Genomic DNA, 20584 nt, shown 5'->3' on the forward strand with positions numbered 1-20584 from the left:
TCTTTTTAACGGAACGATTCTAGATCAACGGTCAGCACTTGGCCGTCTCGGACCACCTGCTGCCCAGCAATGTAGACATCCTGAACGTCGCTGCCTTTGACTGCATATACTAGGTGCGATAGCATATTTTCCAAAGGATAGAGGTGAAGTCGTCCCTTAGGCTGAATGGCAATGAAATCGGCTTGCTTGCCCGCTTCCAGACTGCCGATTTTCTTCTCTAAGCCCAGAGCTTTGGCTCCTTCAATGGTCAAAGCTTTTAAAGCCTGCTCGATCGTAAACTGGGTCGCATCTCCTGCTCGCATCTTCTGAAGGAGAGCTGCTGTCCGACCTTCTTCAAACATATCCAGATTATTATTAGAAGCGACAGAGTCCGTCGCTAAGCCAACGGTCACCCCAGCGGCTAATAAATCCGTCACCGGAGCTACACCGGAAGCCAGCTTGAGGTTGCTGATAGGATTGTGGGCGATGCTGACTGGTGATGCCACTAAGTCTGCAATCTCTGACGGATTGAGCTCAACTCCGTGAGCAAAAATGGCTGGCTGCTCCAAGTAGCCAAGCTCTTTCAAGAAAGCCAAAGGCCGTTTACCATAGCGCTCCAGGATGATTTTATTTTCTTCCTGAGTCTCTGCCACATGGATATGAAGCTTCAAATCCAGCTCACGAGCTAGCTCAAGACTGCCCTTGAGTAGATCTTCGTCACAGGCATAGGGCGAATGCGGCGCCACCATGACCTGAAAATCTTCATCTTCATAAGTGAGGATTTCCTCAATAATGGCCCGAGTACGTGCCAGAGTCTCTGCTGCCGTTTCAGCTGCTGAGCTAAAGAGGGTTGGTGAGAAATAGCAGCGCATACCGGACTGCCGCACAGCCTGGTAAATCCGGTCAATCTCCACTCCCTGAGGATTATACATGTCGTTAAAAGTCGTTGTTCCCGATTGGAGCATTTCAGCTAGAGCCAGCTGGACAGCTTTGGTTGTTAGATCCGATGTGAATTGGCTTTCTGCTGGCCAAATATAGTCCTCTAGCCATTCGTGCAGATTGCTGTCATCACGAATCCCACGCAGCAAGGTCATGGCCGAGTGCGTATGGCAGTTGACCAGCCCCGGCATGAGCCAAGCTCCTTCATAATCCACTAGCTCGCTGCATTGTTCTAACCAAGCCTTGTCATGGGGACCACAGTAGGCAATGCGTTCATCTTCCACGACCAACAAGCCTTCCCGATAAACATGAAATGCGCTGTCACAGGTCACCAGATTGACATTTGTATAAGCTTTCATCCTTGCTCCTTCTCATTTCGTTTTAGCTATTATAGCAAGCCTAGTAAACTAGCGCAAGAATTTTCCAAGATTATTTAAAATAAAGATAATCAGGATTGGGAGTCATATAATACAACTCTCCTTTAGAGAAAATCAGATTAATTTTATGTTGCTTATAGCTATATAAAATAAAGTCACTCTCCAACTGATAGTCTTGGTTCAAGCTAGCTGCCTGAGCAATATCCGCCGCTGTTACATAGAAAGCCTTTGCCTGCTCTTCCGTCACATGCTGACCTCGATAGAGTTCTTTTATATTTTCTAACTCCTGAGCTTTAAAAGTGTCCTTAATGTAGTTCGGATCCTTTATGACGGCCTCTGGCTCGCCAAGAACCTTTTTGACTTGCTCCTCTGTATAGCCTTTGAAATCAGGCGTTTGAGCACTAAATCCTCCTTCAAAAGAGCGATAAGAGACCTTGCCATCGCCTGTTGCGTAAATTTTGTCTTTATTGGCAGACTGTGCATCTTGAGGCAAGCCATCCGTCACTTCATCTGGCGAACTTGTAGCCTTACTCTCAGAAGCTGGAGCACTAGATGATGAGGTCTGGCTACTCTTTGATTTTTCTTGCTGACTAGAGCCTGTATCCTTACCTGCTTCCGCTTTCTTTGGTATTTTCCCCTTTCGCACAGAAGAGGCTTCAGACCTAGGAACTCTTTTCCTTGGATAATAGCAAGCTGTCAAAGCCATAACAGCCACAAGCATGGTTAAAAAGCTGATTATTCTTTTAAAATACATAGTACCTCCATTTCTTAGCTACATTATATCATATTTTAAGTTGAGCAGGAGGAGCATCCTGATTTTTGCTGTCTTCTCTAACAAACAAATACTGCGTCTTCTAGAAGCTTAGGAAAAATGATTGATGTTATGCCAAAACATAAGAAAAAGCCTACTGCACAAGCTAGCAAGCTGATACAGTAGGCTTTTGATTTTTGTCTTATTTAACAGCGTCTTTAAGAGCTTTACCTGCTTTGAAAGCTGGAACTTTAGAAGCTGCGATTGTGATTTCTTTACCAGTTTGTGGGTTGCGACCTTTACGTGCTGCACGCTCACGAACTTCAAAGTTACCAAAACCGATCAATTGAACTTTTTCACCTTTTGAAAGGTATTCTGTAACTGCTGCAAATACAGCGTCAACTGCTGCTGCTGAATCTTTTTTAGTCAATTCTGTAGCTTCTGCCACTTTTGCGATCAAATCTTGTTTGTTAGCCATTTAACAAATCCTCCAATTTTTTTCTGGGTTAATAACCCTAACAGATATTATCATATCTAAAAAAAGCGTCTAGGTCAAGTCTTAAGCAGACATTTTACAAATAATTTACTCTATTTATAGCGAACTAGAACGGCCCATGCATTTTCTCCAGTGTGCGTTTGGATGATCGAACCTGTTTCTAAGACGGAGATTGGTTTTTCAACAAATTCCTGCAGCTCTTCCTTCATTTGATTGGCAAATTCTGGTCCACCCGCATAGGAAATTCCGATTTCTTCAATTTCCTTCTCTTTCAGAGACTCTTTCAAGTCATCCAGCCATTTCTTGAAGGTTTTAGCGCCCCTTCCTTTGACAATAGGAGTCAAGGTATGATTTGTCATTTGCATGACGACACGAATATTTAAAAGCGAGCTAATCAGACCAGTCACACGGCCGATACGACCACCTTTGACCAAATTTTCTAAGGTTGATACGCCGATATATAGCTCCGTCTTGGCTTTGACTTCCTCAAGTTTTTGTAAAATCTCCTCCAAAGTCGCTCCAGCTTTTGCCATCTTAGCAGCCTCAACGACTTGGAACTTCATGGCTTGGTCCGTGAAAGAACTATCGACAACTGTTACATCAGCCTTAGCCAAGGTAGCACCCTGACGAGCTGCCTCTACGGTGCCAGATAAAGCATGAGACATGTGAATCGAGATAATTTGGACATCTTTTGCTGACAAATCTTCGAAAACTTCTGCAAATACTCCAACTGGTGGCTGGCTAGTCTTGGGCAGATTTTTACTAGACTTCATCAACTGAAGGAACTCTCCCTCCTTCAAATTGGAATCCGAGTAGACTACACCGTCAATCATGACTGTCAAAGGAACTATTGTAATATTCAAATCTTTTGCTAGTTCAGGCTCAATCGTAATCGAAGAGTCTGTCACAATTTTAATTTTTGTCATATTTTCCCTACTTTTATCCTATTATTGACTCTATTATACCAAAAAATCCTAATTTTTGTGAATCAATCTTAGCTTAATCCATAAATCTCGGAAAAACAAGAGCCTTCTAAGTCAAACACTACTTAGAAGACTCTTAACTAGTTGATTGAGGCACTAGCCAAAGCTTGCATCAAGAAGATGCCCTTTTAAGCCTCATCATCTTTGCGCTTGCGACCAAGAATCATAAATCCTAGGCTCGCAAGAATAGCACTGGTCGTTGCTCCCACTATTGAAACTGGAGAAGTGCTACCTGTATTTGGTAAGGTCGCTTGTTTAGCCTTATCTCCTGCTGGAGTTGGAACAGCTGGCTTATCATTTGAAACAGGCTTGCTTTCAGGTTTCACTAGCTGATTCGGTTGAGCTTTATCAGCTGAATCAGTCTCTTGATCTGGCTTCACTTCTGGAGTCACTGGTGGAACCGGACTTGGCTGTGGTTGTGGCTTCGGAACCGGTTGCGGTTGTGGTGCTGGTTCCGGTTCCGGTTGCGGTGCTGGTTCCGGTTGCGGCTGCGGACTAGGAGTTTGCTTAGCTTCAAAGGCCCATTTTCCTACGAAAGTCAAACTTGTTCCCTCTTCCACTTTTTCATAGCCCAGGAATTTCCAAGTGCCATTTGCAGCAGCCACTTCTACAGGAATCGGTGCCTCTGGAACAAAAGCAATCGCTGCAGAAGAACTTGTAGTATATGTTCCACTTTGTGGAAGTAAGCTCAATACTTCTGCTGACAAGTTGTTGTCTGCTGTTGCACTTTCGAAGCGGTAAGTCACTTTATAGGTTTCAGTTACCGGTGCAGGCAAAACATTAACTGGTACAGGAACTTCAGTAGAAGAACCATCTGGATAATCAACACGCACTGTACCGCTATAAGTACCTGGTTTTGTGGTATCTATTTGACCCACAGGTGTGATATCAACTACCTTAGTGCCAGCTGGAAGGCTTGACAAGTTCGTCACATTATCGATCAAGTTTGGTTTGTCTCCAACCTTGATGATTTCTTCCGTTACCTGAGGCGTATAAATTTCAGCATTTTTCGGATTTGCCTTGAATTCCCATTTACCTACAAACCCTACATTTGCCTTGTTAACAACTGCACTAGCTGCGTCGTAGCCCTTGAAGGTCCATGTGCCGTCGTTCACAGTATCTGTGTATGTGGTTTGTGATGGTTGCTGAGCTGAAACAGAAGCACCATTCACATATGTTGCACTGTCGCTTGGAGTCAATGCGGCGACGGCTGCTGGAAGAGCCTTACCTGCTGTCTCGCTCTCGAAGCGGTAAGTTGCTTGGTATTTATTGGCTTCAAAGGCCCACTTACCGACGAAAGCTACATTGGACTTGTTCACGACTGCATTAGCTGCGTCATAGCCCTTGAAGGTCCAGGTACCGTCATTGACAGTATCTGTGTAAGTGGTTTGTGATGGTTGTTGAGCTGAAACAGAAGCACCATTCACATAAGTTGCACTGTCGCTTGGGGTCAATGCGGCGATGGCTGCTGGAAGAGCCTTACCTGCTGTCTCGCTCTCGAAACTATAAGTAGCCTGGTACTTGCTAGCTTCAAAGGCCCACTTACCTACAAACTCAACATTTGCCTTGTTGACAACGGCGCTAGCTGCGTCATAACCCTTGAAGGTCCATGTGCCGTCGTTCACTGTGTCTGTGTAGGTCGCTTGCGCTGGTTGTTGAGCGGAAACAGAGGCACCATTCACATAAGTTGCACTGTCGCTTGGAGTCAATGATGCGATGGCTGCTGGAAGTTGCTTACCTGCTGTTGCGCTCTCGAAGCGATAAGTAGCTTGATACTTGTTGGCTTCAAAGGCCCATTTCCCTACAAACTCTACATCAGCCTTGTTAACAACGGCGCTAGCTGCATCATAGCCCTTGAAGGTCCATGTGCCATCGTTCACTGTGTCTGTGTAGGTCGCTTGCGTTGGTTGTTGAGCTGAAACAGAAGCACCATTCACATAAGTTGCACTGTCGCTTGGAGTCAATGCTGCGATGGCTGCTGGAAGAGCCTTACCTGCCGTCTCACTCTCGAAGCGGTAAGTAGCTTGGTACTTATTAGCTTCAAAGGCCCATTTACCGACGAAGGATACATCTGCCTTGTTGACAACGGCGCTAGCTGCGTCGTAGCCCTTGAAGGTCCATGTGCCGTCGTTCACACTATCTGTGTAGGTCGCTTGCGCTGGTTGTTGAGCTGAAACAGAGGCACCATTCACATATCTTGCACTGTCGCTTGGGGTCAATGCGGCGATAGCTGCTGGAAGAGCTTTGCCGGCGGTCGCACTTTCGAAACGGTAACCTGCTTGGTACTTATTCGCTTCAAACTCCCATTTTCCTACAAACTCCACATCTGCCTTGTTAACAACGGCGCTAGCTGCGTCATAGCCCTTGAAGGTCCAAGTGCCATCATTCACTGCGTCTGTGTATGTAGTTTGGGATGGTTGTTGAGCCGAAACAGAGGCACCATTCACATATCTTGCACTGTCGCTTGGAGTCAATGCGGCGATGGCTGCTGGAAGCGCTTGACCTGCTGTCTCGCTCTCGAAACGATAAGTTGCTTGATACTTGTTGGCTTCAAAGGCCCATTTCCCTACAAACTCTACATTAGCCTTGTTGACAACGGCGCTAGATGCATCATAGCCCTTGAAGGTCCATGTGCCATCGTTCACTGTGTCTGTGTAGGTCGCTTGCGCTGGTTGCTGAGCGGAAACAGAGGCACCATTCTCATAAGTTGCACTGTCGCTTGGGGTCAATGCTGCGATGGCCGCTGGAAGCGCTTGACCTGCTGTTGCGCTCTCGAAACGATAAGTAGCTTGGTACTTCTTGGCTTCAAAGGCCCATTTCCCTACAAACTCAACATTTGCCTTGTTCACGACTGCATTAGCTGCGTCATAGCCCTTGAAGGTCCATGTGCCATCATTCACAGTATCTGTGTAAGTGGTTTGTGATGGTTGTTGAGCGGAAACAGAACCACCATTCACATATCTTGCACTGTCGCTTGGAGTCAATGCGGCGATGGCTGCTGGAAGAGCCTGACCTACTGTCTCGCTCTCGAAGCGGTAAGTAGCTTGATACTTGTTGGCTTCAAACTCCCATTTTCCTACAAACTCCACATCTGCCTTGTTAACAACGGTGCTAGCTGCGTCGTAGCCCTTGAAGGTCCATGTGCCGTCGTTCACAGTATCTGTGTAGGTCGCTTGCGCTGGTTGCTGAGCGGAAACAGAGGCACCATTCACATAAGTTGCACTGTCGCTTGGAGTCAATGCTGCGATGGCTGCCGGAAGAGCTTTATCTGCTGTTGCACTCTCGAAGCGATAAGTAGCTTGATACTTGTTAGCTTCAAAGGTCCATTTACCGACGAAGGATACATCTGCCTTGTTGACAACGGCGCTAGCTGCGTCATAGCCCTTGAAGGTCCATGTGCCGTCGTTCACACTATCGGCGTAAGTGGTTTGTGATGGTTGTTGAGCCGAAACAGAGGCACCATTCACATATCTTGCACTGTCGCTTGGAGTCAATGCTGCGATGGCTGCTGGAAGTTGTTTACCTGCCGTTGCGCTCTCGAAGCTGTAAGTAGCTTGATACTTCTTGGCTTCAAAGGCCCATTTTCCTACAAACTCTACATCTGCCTTGTTGACAACGGCGCTAGTTGCGTCATAGCCCTTGAAGGTCCATGTGCCATCATTCACTAGGTCTGTGTATGTGGTTTGAGATGGTTGTTGAGCTGAAACAGAGGCACCATTCACATAAGTTGCACTGTCGCTTGGAGTCAATGCTGCGATGGCTGCTGGAAGTTGTTTACCTGCTGTCTCGCTCTCGAAGCGGTAAGTAGCTTGATACTTCTTGGCTTCAAAGGTCCATTTACCTACAAATTCAACATTAGCCTTGTTAACAACGGCACTAGCTGCGTCGTAGCCCTTGAAGGTCCATGTGCCGTCGTTCACAGTATCTGTGTAAGTCGTTTGGGATGGTTGTTGAGCTGAAACAGAGGCGCCATTCACATAAGTTGCACTGTCGCTTGGGGTCAATGATGTGATGGCTGCTGGAAGTTGCTTACCTGCTGTCTCGCTCACGAAGCGGTAAGTTGCTTGGTACTTGTTAGCTTCAAAGGCCCATTTTCCTACAAACTCAACATTTTCCTTGTTGACAACGGCACTAGCTGCATCATAGCCCTTGAAGGTCCATGTGCCGTCGTTCACACTATCGGCGTAAGTGGTTTGGGATGGTTGTTGAGCGGAAACAGAGGCACCATTCACATAAGTTGCACTGTCGCTTGGAGTTAATGCGGCGATGGCTGCTGGAAGTTGCTTACCTGCTGTTGCACTCTCGAAGCGATAAGTAGCTTGATACTTGTTAGCTTCAAAGGTCCATTTACCGACGAAGGATACATCTGCCTTGTTAACAACGGTGCTAGCTGCGTCGTAGCCCTTGAAGGTCCATGTGCCGTCGTTCACAGTATCTGTGTAGGTCGCTTGCGCTGGTTGCTGAGCGGAAACAGAGGTACCATTCACATAAGTTGCACTGTCGCTTGGAGTCAATGCGGCGATGGCTGCCGGAAGAGCTTTATCTGCTGTTGCACTCTCGAAGCGATAAGTAGCTTGGTACTTGTTGGCTTCAAAGGCCCACTTACCTACAAACTCTACATTATCCTTGTTGACAACTGCACTAGCTGCGTCGTAGCCCTTGAAGGTCCATGTGCCATCGTTCACAGTATCTGTGTAGGTCGCTTGCGCTGGTTGTTGAGCCGAAACAGAGGCACCATTCACATATCTTGCACTGTCGCTTGGAGTCAATGCGGCGATGGCTGCTGGAAGAGCCTGACCTACTGTCTCGCTCTCGAAGCGATAAGTAGCTTGATACTTCTTAGCTTCAAAGGCCCACTTACCTGTGAAAGTCAAATCAGCTTTTTTCACAATCTTACTTTTGGCATCATAACCAGCGAAAGTCCAAGTACCGTCGTTCACATCATCTTTGTGAGTCTTTGTTGTCGGCTCTTCTGCAAAAACTCTCGTCCCATTGAAGTAAGTTGAGCCATCTTTTGGTGCTTTCTTCTGGATAAATTCAGGCAAATCAACACCAGCCGTTTCGCTTTCAAAAGTATAGCTTACATGATGCGGTCTAGGAGTTGCTTCCCAGATACCCGTAAATGTCACACGCTTGCCATTATATGTCGCATTCTTCTGATCGTAACCTTTGAAGGTCCAGACATAGTCTTTTTCTTCTTCAACTACTGATTCTTTAGCAGGTTGTTTGGCTACAATGGTGTCACCAACCTTATAAGAAGCCTCATCACTTGGCAGCATTCCCAAAATACTTTGTGGCAATGGAACACGCGCGTCAGAAGATTTGAATACATATTCTGGATTTGGAGTAGGCACCCAGCTTCCAAGGAAAGTCTGTCTGCCTTTTGCTACAACGATTTTTTCTTTATCGTATCCTGCAAATGTCCAAGTTACCTTGTTTGCTGTATCAACATAAGTCGTTTCACTTGGTTGCTCAGCATCTACTTCTGTAAGGAACAGACCGCCCATCTTATAATCAATTGGGTTTTTCGGAGTCAACTTGGTGATATGATCTGGTAATACGAAATCAGGATTAGTTGATTGGAACTCATAGTCTATACCATTTGGCGTAAAGCTCCAAGATCCTGTGATGGTCTTCACTTTTGTACCTGCAATAGCTTTTCCGTATTTATCTGCATCAAAACCATGGAAGGTCCATGTACCTGTCGGAACAGTTACTGTAGATGTGTCAAGCTTGCTTGCATCTTTGTAATCGTCAGCTCGTCCAACGAAATCAGTGCCAGCTGGAAGCATATCGCGAATCTTATTTGGAAGAGGATAAGCAGGAGTCGAGTTAGTAAATTTATACTCTACCCTATAGATCGTATCAGACTGATTGGTAGGAACCAAAATCCATTTCCCTCTAAAGATAACGTCTCCTGCCTCGACTGTTTTCACACGTGGAGAAATAGTCGTATTATCATCTTCATAGTAGTCATCAAAGACCCAAGTCCCTCGGCCATCAGGATCCTCAAATCTTGTTTTAGATGGCATTTTAACGCGAGCTTTTTCACCCTTGACAAATTCTCTTTCGTAAGTGATTAGATTATACAAAGTTGATGGCGGATAGATCGTTTGACCAGAATCATCTTTTGAATCTGTGTAGAAGTCATAATAAACACTACGCTTGGTCGGTAAAAATTTCCAATGAACCGTGTAGGTAGAATCCTCATCGTCAGCTGGTTTCTCAACTTCCTCCTTTTGCTGAGGAATCTGCTGAGCAACCCATGTACCATCATTTTCATTATCGACGTATGAACTGAGATATTGAATTTCATTAAAGACATTGGCAGAATAATCTGATGGAGAAGTCGTGATAGGAGCAGGGATTTGTGCCTTCAAATCATCAGGGATGGTCTTCCCTGGAGTATCACTCACAAAGTCAAAGGAAACAACCTTATCGCGGTGTGGAGTGAAGGACCAGCTACCTGTAAAGAGGACGCCAGCTTTATTGACTACCTTTTCATCCTTATCATAGCCTTCAAATTTCCAAATACCTTTATTCTCAAAGTCCATGTAAGTCGTCTTCTCAGGTTTTTTTGCCTGAACAGTAGCACCATCAACATATGTCTCTGTGCTGATTGGCGGGAAGGTTCTGAGTCCATCTGGTAGAGCTAGGCTAGGGTCTTTGCTGACATACTCATAGTTTTCTGGGTACTTTTTCTCTTCAAAAGTCCAAGTACCTGTGAACTTTAGATTCCATCCATCGTGCTCCCAGTCGCTCACTGGTTTTTTAGTAAAATCGTAGCCTTTAAAGTGCCAAGTCCCCTTCTTGTCCTTATCTTCATAGGTTTCTTGAATTGGTCTAACAGACTGAACTATATCCTTGCCTTTCGGGTATTTCTTTCTATCTGCATACGCCCACTCATCCATATAAACAGGCTTCAGATTATTGATCTCAGCAGGTAGTTCTTTGCCAACCGTTCCACTGACAAACTCATAAGTCGGTTTCCGAGGAACTGGTTTAAATACAAACTCCAATGGTATTGTAACTTTTGGTATTTCCCCATATGTAGCCGCCCGCTCTAGTTCACGACTGAAGGTTAAATCTACTACATCTTCCTCAAAGGTCCAATTTCCTTCATTTTCCGCATCATAAAAGGGTTTGTAGAGATTTTGAGTTTCATCATAGCGGAGCAAAGCAGCTACCGTGTCCAGTATATCTTTAGGTAAATACTCATCACGTTTATCAAACTGATTGAGAGAAAGCTTGTAATCGTATAGCTTACTTTCTAGATCTTTTATCTCCTTAGGAAGAGGTAATTTATATTCGTCACGTGAGGTCTTAGGACTACTTGGTAAATGATAAAAATTCTCAAAATCGTGCTGGTTCATAGGTTTGTAGGATACAGTGACATCCTCAAAGTATTTCCAAGTTCCTACGAACTCTACATCGCCATTGTTTGCCACTTTACTTGGAGCATCAAAGCCAGTCAAAGCCCAATAGCCTTTTCGGTTAGGATATTCTTCTGAAGTATAAAAAACATAGTGAAATTCTTGTGCTTTTACTACTTCACCCTCAGCAAATCTTCTTCTATCTTCTGGACTCCAATTTGCAACATAAGATGGCGGAGTTTTTCCAGGTGAGCCATTAACCGCTCTATAGGTAGCCTTATATGGTGTCGGCGTAAATTCCCACTTACCTGTGAAGAAAACATCATCTTTGTCAATCACCTGACTATCATGGTCATAGCCCTTAAAGGTCCATCTACCACTTCCATCATACTCTACATAAGTTGTTTCAGTTGGCTGGATGGCCTTTACTTTATCGCCCTTTTTGTAGATTTTTGTATCTTCTGGCTTCAAGTAGTTCAGAGCAAGCGGAGTTGTTTTTCCTGGTGTAGCACTTTCAAACTCATAAAGTGCTGAGCGAGGAGTTTTATCCTGATCTGGGATGAACTTCGGATTTTTATCACGAAGACCAGAATTGACAAAGTTCACGAGATTGCGATAAACCTTATCAATTTCTTCTTGCTTTGTTGCAGTTTGAAGCACACCATCAGCAGCCGTCATTACGCCATTCAAGATTTCTAGACTATCGTCTGTCTTACTTGAAAAGTCCTTGCTGCGCAAGTTTTTGAGGTAGTTCTCTAAAGCGCTCTTGTTTAGACTTGCATTTGCTGAAGCAGGTTGAGCAGTGGCTGCAGCTGGCTGGCTTGTGCCTGTAGCTGGCTGAGCTTTTTTAAAAGTAGTCGAATCTGTCGCTTGACTTGCCTCTGTCTCAGCAGGCGTAGCAGATTTCAATGAGGCTTGGTTATCCCCTTGCGTTTCTGTCTGTGCTGGCACAGGAACTGTTGTTGTGATAGCCTCTTTACTTTCTACTTGCACGGGTGCAGAAGGCGTTACTGAGACAGTCTCTTGAGTTTCTATTTTCGCTGGTTCAGAAGTTCCCACCGAGACTTGATTTTCTGACTTATTTTCTACTTGAGCTGTAGCCACAAGCTCATCCGCATGGGCTACTTGACCCGCTCCAATCGCTGCGGGTGCAAACAAAAATCCAATCGCAAGTGATACAGTAGCAACTGATAATTTGCGGATTGAATACTTTATCTTTCTATCCTGAAAAAACATCTTTTCCTCCTTTTTGCTTTTTCGATAACTATTATAGCATAAAGAAGAGGAATTGCATATATTTTGAATTATTATTTAAGGGTTTATGATTACTTATAGGATAGGAAATTTAACCTATATAACTGTATGCATTGGCCTATTTTTTTCAGCAAAAATTATCTCATCCAAACAAAAAAATTGAAAAAGATAGCTAGGCTACGCTTCTTCAATCTTTTTGATTTCTTTCTATTGGCAGGGAATATTCGAGACGCTAGTAAGTTAAACTATTTTGGCATTTGTAGATACCTTCTCAGTCCTCCGCCGCAAAACCATCTTTTTTGATGGCATACTGCTCTATGATGCCATTATGGCCAAAGAGAACTCCGTGGAGGACTCCGCCATAAACAGCTCCGCCATCCATGCCAATCTTGCCATCCTCAGTCATCCATAGCTGGTCAGTTCCCGGTGCCTCATGCAAGAGGTAAAATGTCGGTGTATGACCAAAGACAATCGTTTTGCCAGTCTGATTGCTGCCTTCATGAAATGGCGCGCGAATCCAAACTTTTTGATAATCACTAGTCTCTCGCCAGTCTTTCAGTTCCAAATCTAGGCCAGCATGGACAAAAATGTACTGCTCCGTCTCCAACAGGAAAGGCATCTGACGAATAAAATCTACCAAATCGGTCGCCTCCGTCTTGACGCCTTCCGCATCTGCTAGTCCATCGACAGTAGCATTGAGTGGTCGGCCTAAAAGCGAATTAATCGTCGTATCTCCACCGTTACGCCGGTAGTGGTCATAGGACTTCTCAGGATTGTCCAGCCAACTCAGAAACATATACTCATGATTGCCAGAAAGACAGACAGCTCCTTCTTGCTCCACCAGAGCTTTGACCCGCTCCAAAACTGCTCGGCTGTCCTCGCCACGATCGATCAAGTCGCCTAGAAAAACAAGTTGGCTACGACCGTCCCAATGCTGGAGCAGCTCATCAAGCATACCAGCCTTGCCATGGACATCACCGATTGCAAAATATTTTGTCATAGTCGCCACTTTCTAAAGAAGACCGAAACACTAGTGTCTCAGCCTCGCTTGTTTATTTTTTTAATAATTCTCTAGCCTGCGTCAAAGCAGCCTCTGTCACATCTTCGCCAGCCAGCATCTTAGCGACTTCCTGAACACGCTCGTCAGCCGTCAGCAGACGAACCGTTGAGACGGTCGAATTCTCATCCGAAATCTTCTCAATAAAGAACTGATAATCGGCAATCGCAATGACCTGCGGCAAGTGGGAAATAGCTAAGACTTGGCCGTTGGAGCCAATCTTGTAAATCTTCTGAGCGATGGCTTGAGCCACACGACCAGAAACACCCGTATCCACTTCGTCAAAGACAATGCTGGTCTTGCCTTCCTTACGAGAAAAGGCAGACTTGATAGCCAACATGAGACGGGAGAGCTCCCCGCCAGACGCAACTTTCACCAAAGGTTTGAAATCCTCGCCCGGATTTGCCGAGATGTAGAATTCTACTTGTTCATTGCCTTCACGGTTGAACTTGCCCTTACTGAACTGCACTTTAAAGCGCGCCTTTTCCATGTAGAGATCCTGCAGCTCTTGCTTGATTTCTGCTTCCAGCTGGGCTGCTAGGCCATGACGAGCCTGACTCAGCTCCTGGGCCAGCTCTACCAGCTCTCTCTCCAAGGCTTTCAGCTCTCGGTCCATATCCTCTGAGGACAAGTTGCTGCCAGTTAAAAGGCTGTATTCTTTGGAAATCTGCGCAAAGTATTCCAGCACATCATCTACTTGGCCACCGTATTTACGTGTGATGCTGTTAATCAAGTCTAAGCGACTCTCCACCTGCAGCAGCCGATCTCCGTCAAAATCCAGTCCATCTAAAATGTCTTCTAGGCGCTTGCTGACATCCTCTAAAACATAATAAGTCTCTGACAAGCTGCCTGAAAGCTCCTTGTAGGCTGGATCGTAATCCTCGATAGACTCAAGGTCATTCATAGCTGAGCGGACATTGGTCAGACTGGAAAAATCTTCATTATCCAGCATGGTATAGGCGTTGGTCAGCGTATCGGCAATGAGCTTGTGGTTGAGCAATCGATCCCGCTCCTGATGCAGGGCAATATCTTCACCGCTTTTGAGGGCTGCGCTCTCAATCTCCGCCATCTGAAACTCCAGCATCTCAATTCTGGCCTTATGCTCCTGCTGGTTTTTCTGCAAAGTCAGGACTTGCTTGCGCAGGCTTCGATAGCGGTCAAAGGTTTCCTGATAGCGGCCTTTGAGATGCAAAAAGTCTGCTGATCCAAACTCATCTAGCATGGCAATATGAAGCTGAGATCTCATCAGCTCTTCTTGATCGTGCTGACCATGAATATCCACCAAATGCTGACCGACAGCCTTTAGAACAGATAAATTGATCATCTGACCATTGATACGGCTGACACTGCGGCCGTTTTGTAGAATTTCCCGACGGATAATCAACTCATCGGTCAGCTCCCAGCCTTGCTCCTCAAAAATCTCTCGCAAAGCTCTGCTATTTTCTAGCGAAAAAAGTCCCTCTATCTCAGCTTTAGGTGCCCCATGACGAATAACATCCGTCGTAGCACGGCTGCCCAGCATCATATTCATCGCATCAATAATAATAGACTTGCCAGCTCCAGTTTCCCCGGTCAAAACCGTCATACCTTGCTCAAAATTAAGGGAAATCTCCTCAATAATGGCAAAATTTTTAATCGAAATTTCTAATAACATAGGCTTTCCTACCAATTATTGATTTCAGCCGTGACTTTTTGGGCTGCACTTTCACTCACTGCAACGATTAGGATACTGTCGTTATCCGCAATGATGCTGAAAATTTCCTCAGCAAATTCTTTACTCAGATGACGCTTGACTACCGCCGCACTTCCTGGTATTAGGTTAAGATTGAGCATATTTCCTAGATTTTGACATGCCAAAATATTATTTTCAGCCAACTTCAGACTATTACTAGCTGTTTTAGGAAGCTCATAGATATAGGTATTATCTTTAAAAGGGATTTTTACAATCCCTAGCTCCTTGATATCTCGTGAAACCGTTGCCTGTGTCGCTGTAATACCAGACTCCCTGAGATGTTCTACAATTTCCTCTTGGGTGCCAATCTCAAACTCGCTGACAAATCGTCTGATTTTCTCTAATCTATCCTTCTTCTTCATCTTTAAATTCCTTGTGGGCTGCCTCTACGACAGCAACTAAGTCTTGCTCCAGCTCATTTTTCGGCTGTTCACTTTTCTCCAGAAAGGCTAGAAATTCAACATTGCCATGTCCGCCTTGAATCGGAGAAAAATCCAAACCTTTGACTGAAAAACCTGCTTCCAGCATAAAGGTTGTCACGGTTTCCAACACCGCCAAATGAACTTTCTTGTCCTTGATAATTCCCTTCTTGCCAATCTGCTCGCGGCCAGCCTCAAACTGAGGCTTGATCAAAGCCACGACCTGACCGCCCTCTTCTAAAATCTGATAGAGGGCCGGCAAAATCAAGCTGAGCGAGATAAAGCTAACGTCAATGCTGGCAAAGCTGGGCCGAAAGTCAAAATCAGCTGGCTCCGCATAACGAAAATTGAACTGCTCCATGCTGATAACCCGTTCATCTTGGCGAAGTTTCCATGCCAACTGGTTAGTCCCGACATCAACAGCATAGACCAGCTTAGCTCCATTCTGCAACATAACATCGGTAAAGCCACCGGTCGAAGCACCGATATCCAAGGCCACTCGGTCTACCACTGAAAGGTCAAACACTTGCAAAGCCTTTTCTAATTTCAGGCCGCCCCGACTGACATACTTGAGCTTTTCTCCCTTGAGCTTGAGCTCTGTTGCATCATCGATTTTTTCACCTGGTTTGTCAAAACGCTCTCCATTCGCAAGTGACACAACCAGACCAGCCATTACTCCACGCTTGGCCTGTTCTCGAGTCTCAAAGAGCCCTTGTCGATAGGCCAATACATCCACTCTTTCCTTAGCCATCCAGTCTCAAACTTTCTATTATTTTTTGAATTTCTTTAGCTGAAAAATCACTTTCTTTTTCTAGTTGCTCCAGTAGACTTTTCGCTTGTTCCAGTGTTTCATCGAAAAAGGCTCTGGCTCCATCCAAGCCTAGCAAGGCTGGATAGGTTGATTTCTCAGCCGCCAGATCCTTCTGCGGTGTCTTACCGATCTGATCAAAACTGGCTGTCACATCTAAAATATCATCCCGCACCTGAAAAGCCAAACCCAAGAGCTCTCCCGCTTGACGGAGCTTCCCTAGGACTGATTGACTAGTCTGAGCAATGATCCCCGCTGCTACAAAAGGATAGGCCAAGAGCTTGCCTGTCTTATTGGCATGGATAGTCTGGAGCTGGTCCATGGTCAACTTGCGGCCTTCTCCCTGCATATCCAAAACCTGCCCAGCCACCATACCAAAGGAACCAGCCGCCAAAGACAGCTCTGCTATCAGATCCACCTTGACCTGACTAGGGAGCTCTACCATTGCCACTAAACCATAAGGATCCAAAAAGAGAGAATCTCCCGCCAAAATGGCCATATCCTCCCCGAATTTCTTGTGGCTGGTCAGACGGCCTCGGCGGTAGTCATCATTATCCATAGCTGGCAAATCATCATGGATCAGGCTACCGGTGTGAATCATCTCTAGAGCTGCTGCCACCTGAAAATGAGCAGGAGTTAATTCCAGACCAAAACCTTCCAGCAATTCCAAAAGCAAGAGAGGGCGGATCCGCTTGCCACCAGCCTCGACAGAATAGAGGATGGTCTCAGTCAAATCCGCTGACACTTCCTTGCTCTGATAAAATTCTTGAATCGTCAGACCAATTTGCCTGATTTTATTCTCTCTTGTCATTCCATATCCGTTTCTGTGCCATCCGCCTGCATGACCTTGACCAAGGTCTTTTCTGCCTGATCTAACGTCTTTTGCAAGTCTTTAGACAACTGCATGCCCTTCTGGAATTCAGCGATAGCCTCTTCCAAGGCCACGTCTCCATTTTCCAGCTTCTGGACAATAGCTTCCAAATCAGCTAAGTTTTCTTCAAATTTCTTGTCTTTTGACATCTTTTACCTCAACTTGGACCTGACCATCCCGCATGAGAATGGTCAGCTGGTCCTTCTTCTTGATATCCTGACTGGACTCGATTACTGTTTCATTTTTTTGGATAATAGCATAGCCCCGCGCCACAATGCGACTGGTATCCAGCATGAGTAGCGCATCTGACAATCGCTTGGCTTCAGCCACCTTATGGTCATAGATCACCGCCATATTGCTACGCAACAAGCGCTCCTGCTGGTGCACCTGCTCCTGATAGCGCTGCACCTGCCGCAGAGGTGACAGAGATTCCAAGCGATGTTGGAGAATATTGACCTGCTGGACTTCTTCATTATAATATTCGCGAATTTTTTGCTTTAATCGTAGATTGAGCTGGTCTAACTTTTGCAGATAGCCATCATAAAGCCGTTCTGGCTGCCGAAAAATAACAGAGGAAGCCAGCTTGTGCAATCGTTCCCGCTGGTAAGCCAGACGATTTGAAGCTGCATTAGACAGACGATTTTGCTGCTGACTCAAATGCCCCAGAAGATCCAGCTTGGTGACTGGCGTCGCCAATTCCGCTGCTGCTGTAGGGGTTGCTGCTCGTCGATCTGCCACAAAGTCAGCCAGAGTCGTGTCCGTTTCGTGCCCCACACTGGAAATAATCGGAATCTGAGACTCAAATATGGCTCGCACGACGATTTCCTCATTAAAAGCCCAAAGATCCTCGATGGAACCGCCGCCCCGACCAATAATCAAAACATCCAAATCTTCTCGCTCATTGGCTCGACGGATATTAGCCGCCACCTCGGCGGCAGCTCCTTCGCCCTGAACCTTGGTCGGATAAAGCAGGATGTCCACGCCTGGGAAACGGCGGCTGACTGTCGTGATAATATCTCGAATGACAGCCCCGCTAGGACTGGTCACTACCCCAATCTTCTTAGGAAACTGAGGCAGGGCTTGTTTAAACTTATCTTGGAAAAGACCTTCTTCTCCCAGTTTTTTCTTGAGCTGCTCAAACTGAACAGCCAAGGCACCAATGCCGTCTGGCTCGGCCTTTTCAATGACAATCGAATAGGACCCACTTGGCTCATAGAGCTGCACACGGCCAATGACATTGACCTTCATGCCCTCTTCTAGTTCAAAACCAAGCTTTTTATAAACACCTGACCAGATAGTTGCCTGAATAACTGCCTTCTCATCCTTGAGGGAAAAATACTGGTGATTGGGGCGCTTGCGAAAATTGGAGACCTGACCTGTCAGATAAACCCGTTCCAAATAAGGATCACGGTCAAACTTCATCTTCAGATAACGGGTCAAAGTAGAAACCGATAAATAATCTGGCATGTCGCTCCCTTTCTATTTTCTAGTATTTGCGTAACTTTTATTATACCAAAAAATGTAGGAAGTCAGTGCTTCCAAGTTCCCAATTTTCATGATAAAAATCACTAAGATTTTGTACTTTCCTTGATAATTTGATACATTTCAATGCGCAACTGTTGCGCAATGAATTCTAAGGTTAGCAAACTAGGAATCGAATCGCCTGCCTCAATACGAGCAAGCTGTCTGACTGTCAAACGAGTCTCATCCTCACACAGCAATTCCCTTGTCATTTTACGTTGTTCCCGCAGTTCTCGAATTTTTTTCCCAATTGCTACTTTTAGCTCTGACATGGCACTTTCCGCACTTATCCTTTTCTACTAGTTTTTATACTTTTAACTCTCATACTTTATTTTTATTATAGCACAAAAAAGTTTTCTATCGTATTAACTTTTTTCTATAAATTAAAAAAGTAATTATGTGAGAAAGTTGGTGAATCTTAGACTTTTCCTAACTAAGACAAGATTTCCTAATCCACAAAAAGAGGCTCGGATTTTTCCAAGCCTCCCAAGATTTATTGACTAAAATTTTTCATCCAAGTTGGAATTCGTTGACTCAATTCTGTCGGTAATACCACATAAACCTCTTTGGCTAATTCATCCGCAATAGCTGAATGCAAGTAGGTCGCAGCTGTCACTCTTTCAAAAAGTGAAACCTGCTGAAATTGACCTGCAAAGCCAGCAATCATCCCTGCCAAGGTATCTCCCATACCACCAGTTGCTTGATAGGGACCACCAACCTGCAACTGATAAATATCCTTTTCTCCACTCTGAAAAACTCGCGTTCCATTCCTTTTCTGTACAACTAGAGTTCCCTTAGGAAATTGGTCAACAGCCTTTTGGCTAGATTTTTCGTCCTGCGACTCGATGGGCAAGCCAGACAAGCTTTCCCATTCTTTCTGGTGAGGGGTAAAAATTGTCTGGGAGTTCGGAAAAGGCAGAGCTTGCTTGGCAAAAAGCGAGATAGCGCCCCCATCCATAATCAAGATTTGTTGCTTGTTTACAAGCTGTAAAACCAACTGCAGCAACGATTTCTCTAAAGAATTTTCAGCCAAACCCGGTCCGATTAAAATAACAGTAGCCTTGCGGATCTGCTCCATCAGTCGCTCTTGCTCCCACAAATCAAAGGCCATAGCCTCTGGCAAATGAGCATGGAGGGCGAAAATATTTTCCCGTTCAGTTGCAACTGTCACCAGACCAGCTCCGCTCCTTACTGCGGCCAAGGCAGCCATGATAATGGCCCCGCCATAGGGATAAGTCCCGCCAATCAATAGCAGGCGACCATAGTCGCCTTTATGGCTGTCTGGCGATCGATTTATAATAACCTTTTTCAAAAGCCTGTCACTGACTAGTTTCATATTTCATCCTCTATAATTATTTAAATGTTTTCAAAAACTAATATTACCCGCTCAAGCACATCAAACAAAGAAACTCGACTGCCATTTTCTATCCCTGATAGGCATATCTCTATTGAATTCTAGTTGCGTAAGAGAATTGTGTAGAGACGAACAGAAAAAAGCTTCTTTCTTCACTTCAAAATCAAAAGCTAAACTTACTCTCCATCTCGCCAGTTACCACCAATAAGCAAATCCTATACTTTGATAAATTATTTCCGAAATTTCCAATCTTTATTTCGACCCGAGCAATTTTCTTCTCCCATATTTTACCATATTTTCGCTCGATATTTAAAATGAAGAAATAAATTCAGAGAAAGGGCCGTGTGAAATTATTACATCGCTTACTACCACAGCACCTAAAAAATGGAGACTTTCATCAAAGAAAACTCTACCACGAAACCCTAGCCTCATCTAAAAAAGCCCCAGCGAATTTTTTTTAAAAAATATGCAGTTGCCAATACAACTCTTTGCTTGTAAGCAAAAACAGCTATCGGCTCATCCAAACAAATAAATTTATCTTGAAAACAAAAAAGGTCCATTGGACCTTAATAAGCGAAAACTCGCTGCCGCGAGTTCCCATCTGCAACCTGAAACAATCTCCCAGATCTTGACGAAAACTCTGTTTTCTTTATCTGCAACTTAAAAAGGT

The 20584-nt window shown here is 45.0% G+C and carries 14 protein-coding genes; all 14 read right to left on the bottom strand.

Annotated features, from left to right (window positions below):
• Window positions 1-5: 5 nt before the first annotated feature.
• Window positions 6-1277: a TRZ/ATZ family protein gene (locus HMPREF9960_RS05065; RefSeq protein ID WP_005589529.1), complete on the bottom strand. Its 1272-nt coding sequence runs from the start codon at window positions 1275-1277 to the stop codon at window positions 6-8.
• 70 nt (window positions 1278-1347) lie between these two features.
• A complete protein-coding gene (locus HMPREF9960_RS05070) occupies window positions 1348-2049 on the bottom strand; it encodes a DUF4947 domain-containing protein (protein WP_005589528.1) in 702 nt (233 codons plus the stop codon).
• Window positions 2050-2248: 199 nt separating this feature from the next.
• Window positions 2249-2524: an HU family DNA-binding protein gene (locus HMPREF9960_RS05075; RefSeq protein ID WP_005589527.1), complete on the bottom strand. Its 276-nt coding sequence runs from the start codon at window positions 2522-2524 to the stop codon at window positions 2249-2251.
• A gap of 110 nt (window positions 2525-2634) precedes the next feature.
• Window positions 2635-3468, bottom strand: coding sequence for a DegV family protein (locus HMPREF9960_RS05080; RefSeq protein WP_005592156.1), 834 nt, complete (start codon window positions 3466-3468; stop codon window positions 2635-2637).
• Between the two features lie 185 nt (window positions 3469-3653).
• Window positions 3654-12134 carry an SHIRT domain-containing protein gene (locus HMPREF9960_RS05085; protein ID WP_005592256.1) on the bottom strand — a complete coding sequence of 2827 codons (8481 nt, stop codon included), beginning with the start codon at window positions 12132-12134 and terminating at the stop codon, window positions 3654-3656.
• 289 nt (window positions 12135-12423) lie between these two features.
• Entirely contained in the window at window positions 12424-13152 is a 729-nt protein-coding gene (locus HMPREF9960_RS05090) for a metallophosphoesterase (protein WP_005589524.1), read from the bottom strand.
• Window positions 13153-13204: 52 nt separating this feature from the next.
• The gene (gene recN, locus HMPREF9960_RS05095; RefSeq protein WP_005589523.1) at window positions 13205-14863 is read right to left on the bottom strand and encodes a DNA repair protein RecN; all 1659 of its coding nucleotides are present in this window, start codon (window positions 14861-14863) and stop codon (window positions 13205-13207) included.
• Between the two features lie 8 nt (window positions 14864-14871).
• A complete protein-coding gene (locus HMPREF9960_RS05100) occupies window positions 14872-15303 on the bottom strand; it encodes an arginine repressor (protein ID WP_005589521.1) in 432 nt (143 codons plus the stop codon).
• Window positions 15287-16111, bottom strand: coding sequence for a TlyA family RNA methyltransferase (locus HMPREF9960_RS05105; RefSeq protein ID WP_005589519.1), 825 nt, complete (start codon window positions 16109-16111; stop codon window positions 15287-15289). The genes HMPREF9960_RS05100 and HMPREF9960_RS05105 overlap by 17 nt, the downstream gene beginning before the upstream one ends.
• Window positions 16104-16979 (bottom strand): polyprenyl synthetase family protein, encoded by an 876-nt coding sequence (locus HMPREF9960_RS05110; RefSeq protein WP_005589517.1) that lies wholly within the window; start codon window positions 16977-16979, stop codon window positions 16104-16106. Before HMPREF9960_RS05110 ends, HMPREF9960_RS05105 begins: the two co-directional genes overlap by 8 nt.
• Complete coding sequence (locus HMPREF9960_RS05115; protein WP_005589516.1) at window positions 16976-17188, bottom strand: exodeoxyribonuclease VII small subunit; 213 nt, start codon at window positions 17186-17188, stop codon at window positions 16976-16978. Before HMPREF9960_RS05115 ends, HMPREF9960_RS05110 begins: the two co-directional genes overlap by 4 nt.
• Window positions 17166-18506 carry an exodeoxyribonuclease VII large subunit gene (gene xseA, locus HMPREF9960_RS05120; RefSeq protein WP_005589515.1) on the bottom strand — a complete coding sequence of 447 codons (1341 nt, stop codon included), beginning with the start codon at window positions 18504-18506 and terminating at the stop codon, window positions 17166-17168. Before xseA ends, HMPREF9960_RS05115 begins: the two co-directional genes overlap by 23 nt.
• A 101-nt stretch (window positions 18507-18607) precedes the next feature.
• A complete protein-coding gene (locus HMPREF9960_RS05125) occupies window positions 18608-18832 on the bottom strand; it encodes a helix-turn-helix domain-containing protein (protein WP_005589514.1) in 225 nt (74 codons plus the stop codon).
• Between the two features lie 221 nt (window positions 18833-19053).
• Window positions 19054-19896 (bottom strand): NAD(P)H-hydrate dehydratase, encoded by an 843-nt coding sequence (locus HMPREF9960_RS05130; RefSeq protein ID WP_005589513.1) that lies wholly within the window; start codon window positions 19894-19896, stop codon window positions 19054-19056.
• Window positions 19897-20584: the final 688 nt, after the last annotated feature.

The sequence above is a fragment of the Streptococcus cristatus ATCC 51100 genome, from assembly GCF_000222765.1.
Classification (GTDB): Bacteria; Bacillota; Bacilli; order Lactobacillales; family Streptococcaceae; genus Streptococcus; species Streptococcus cristatus.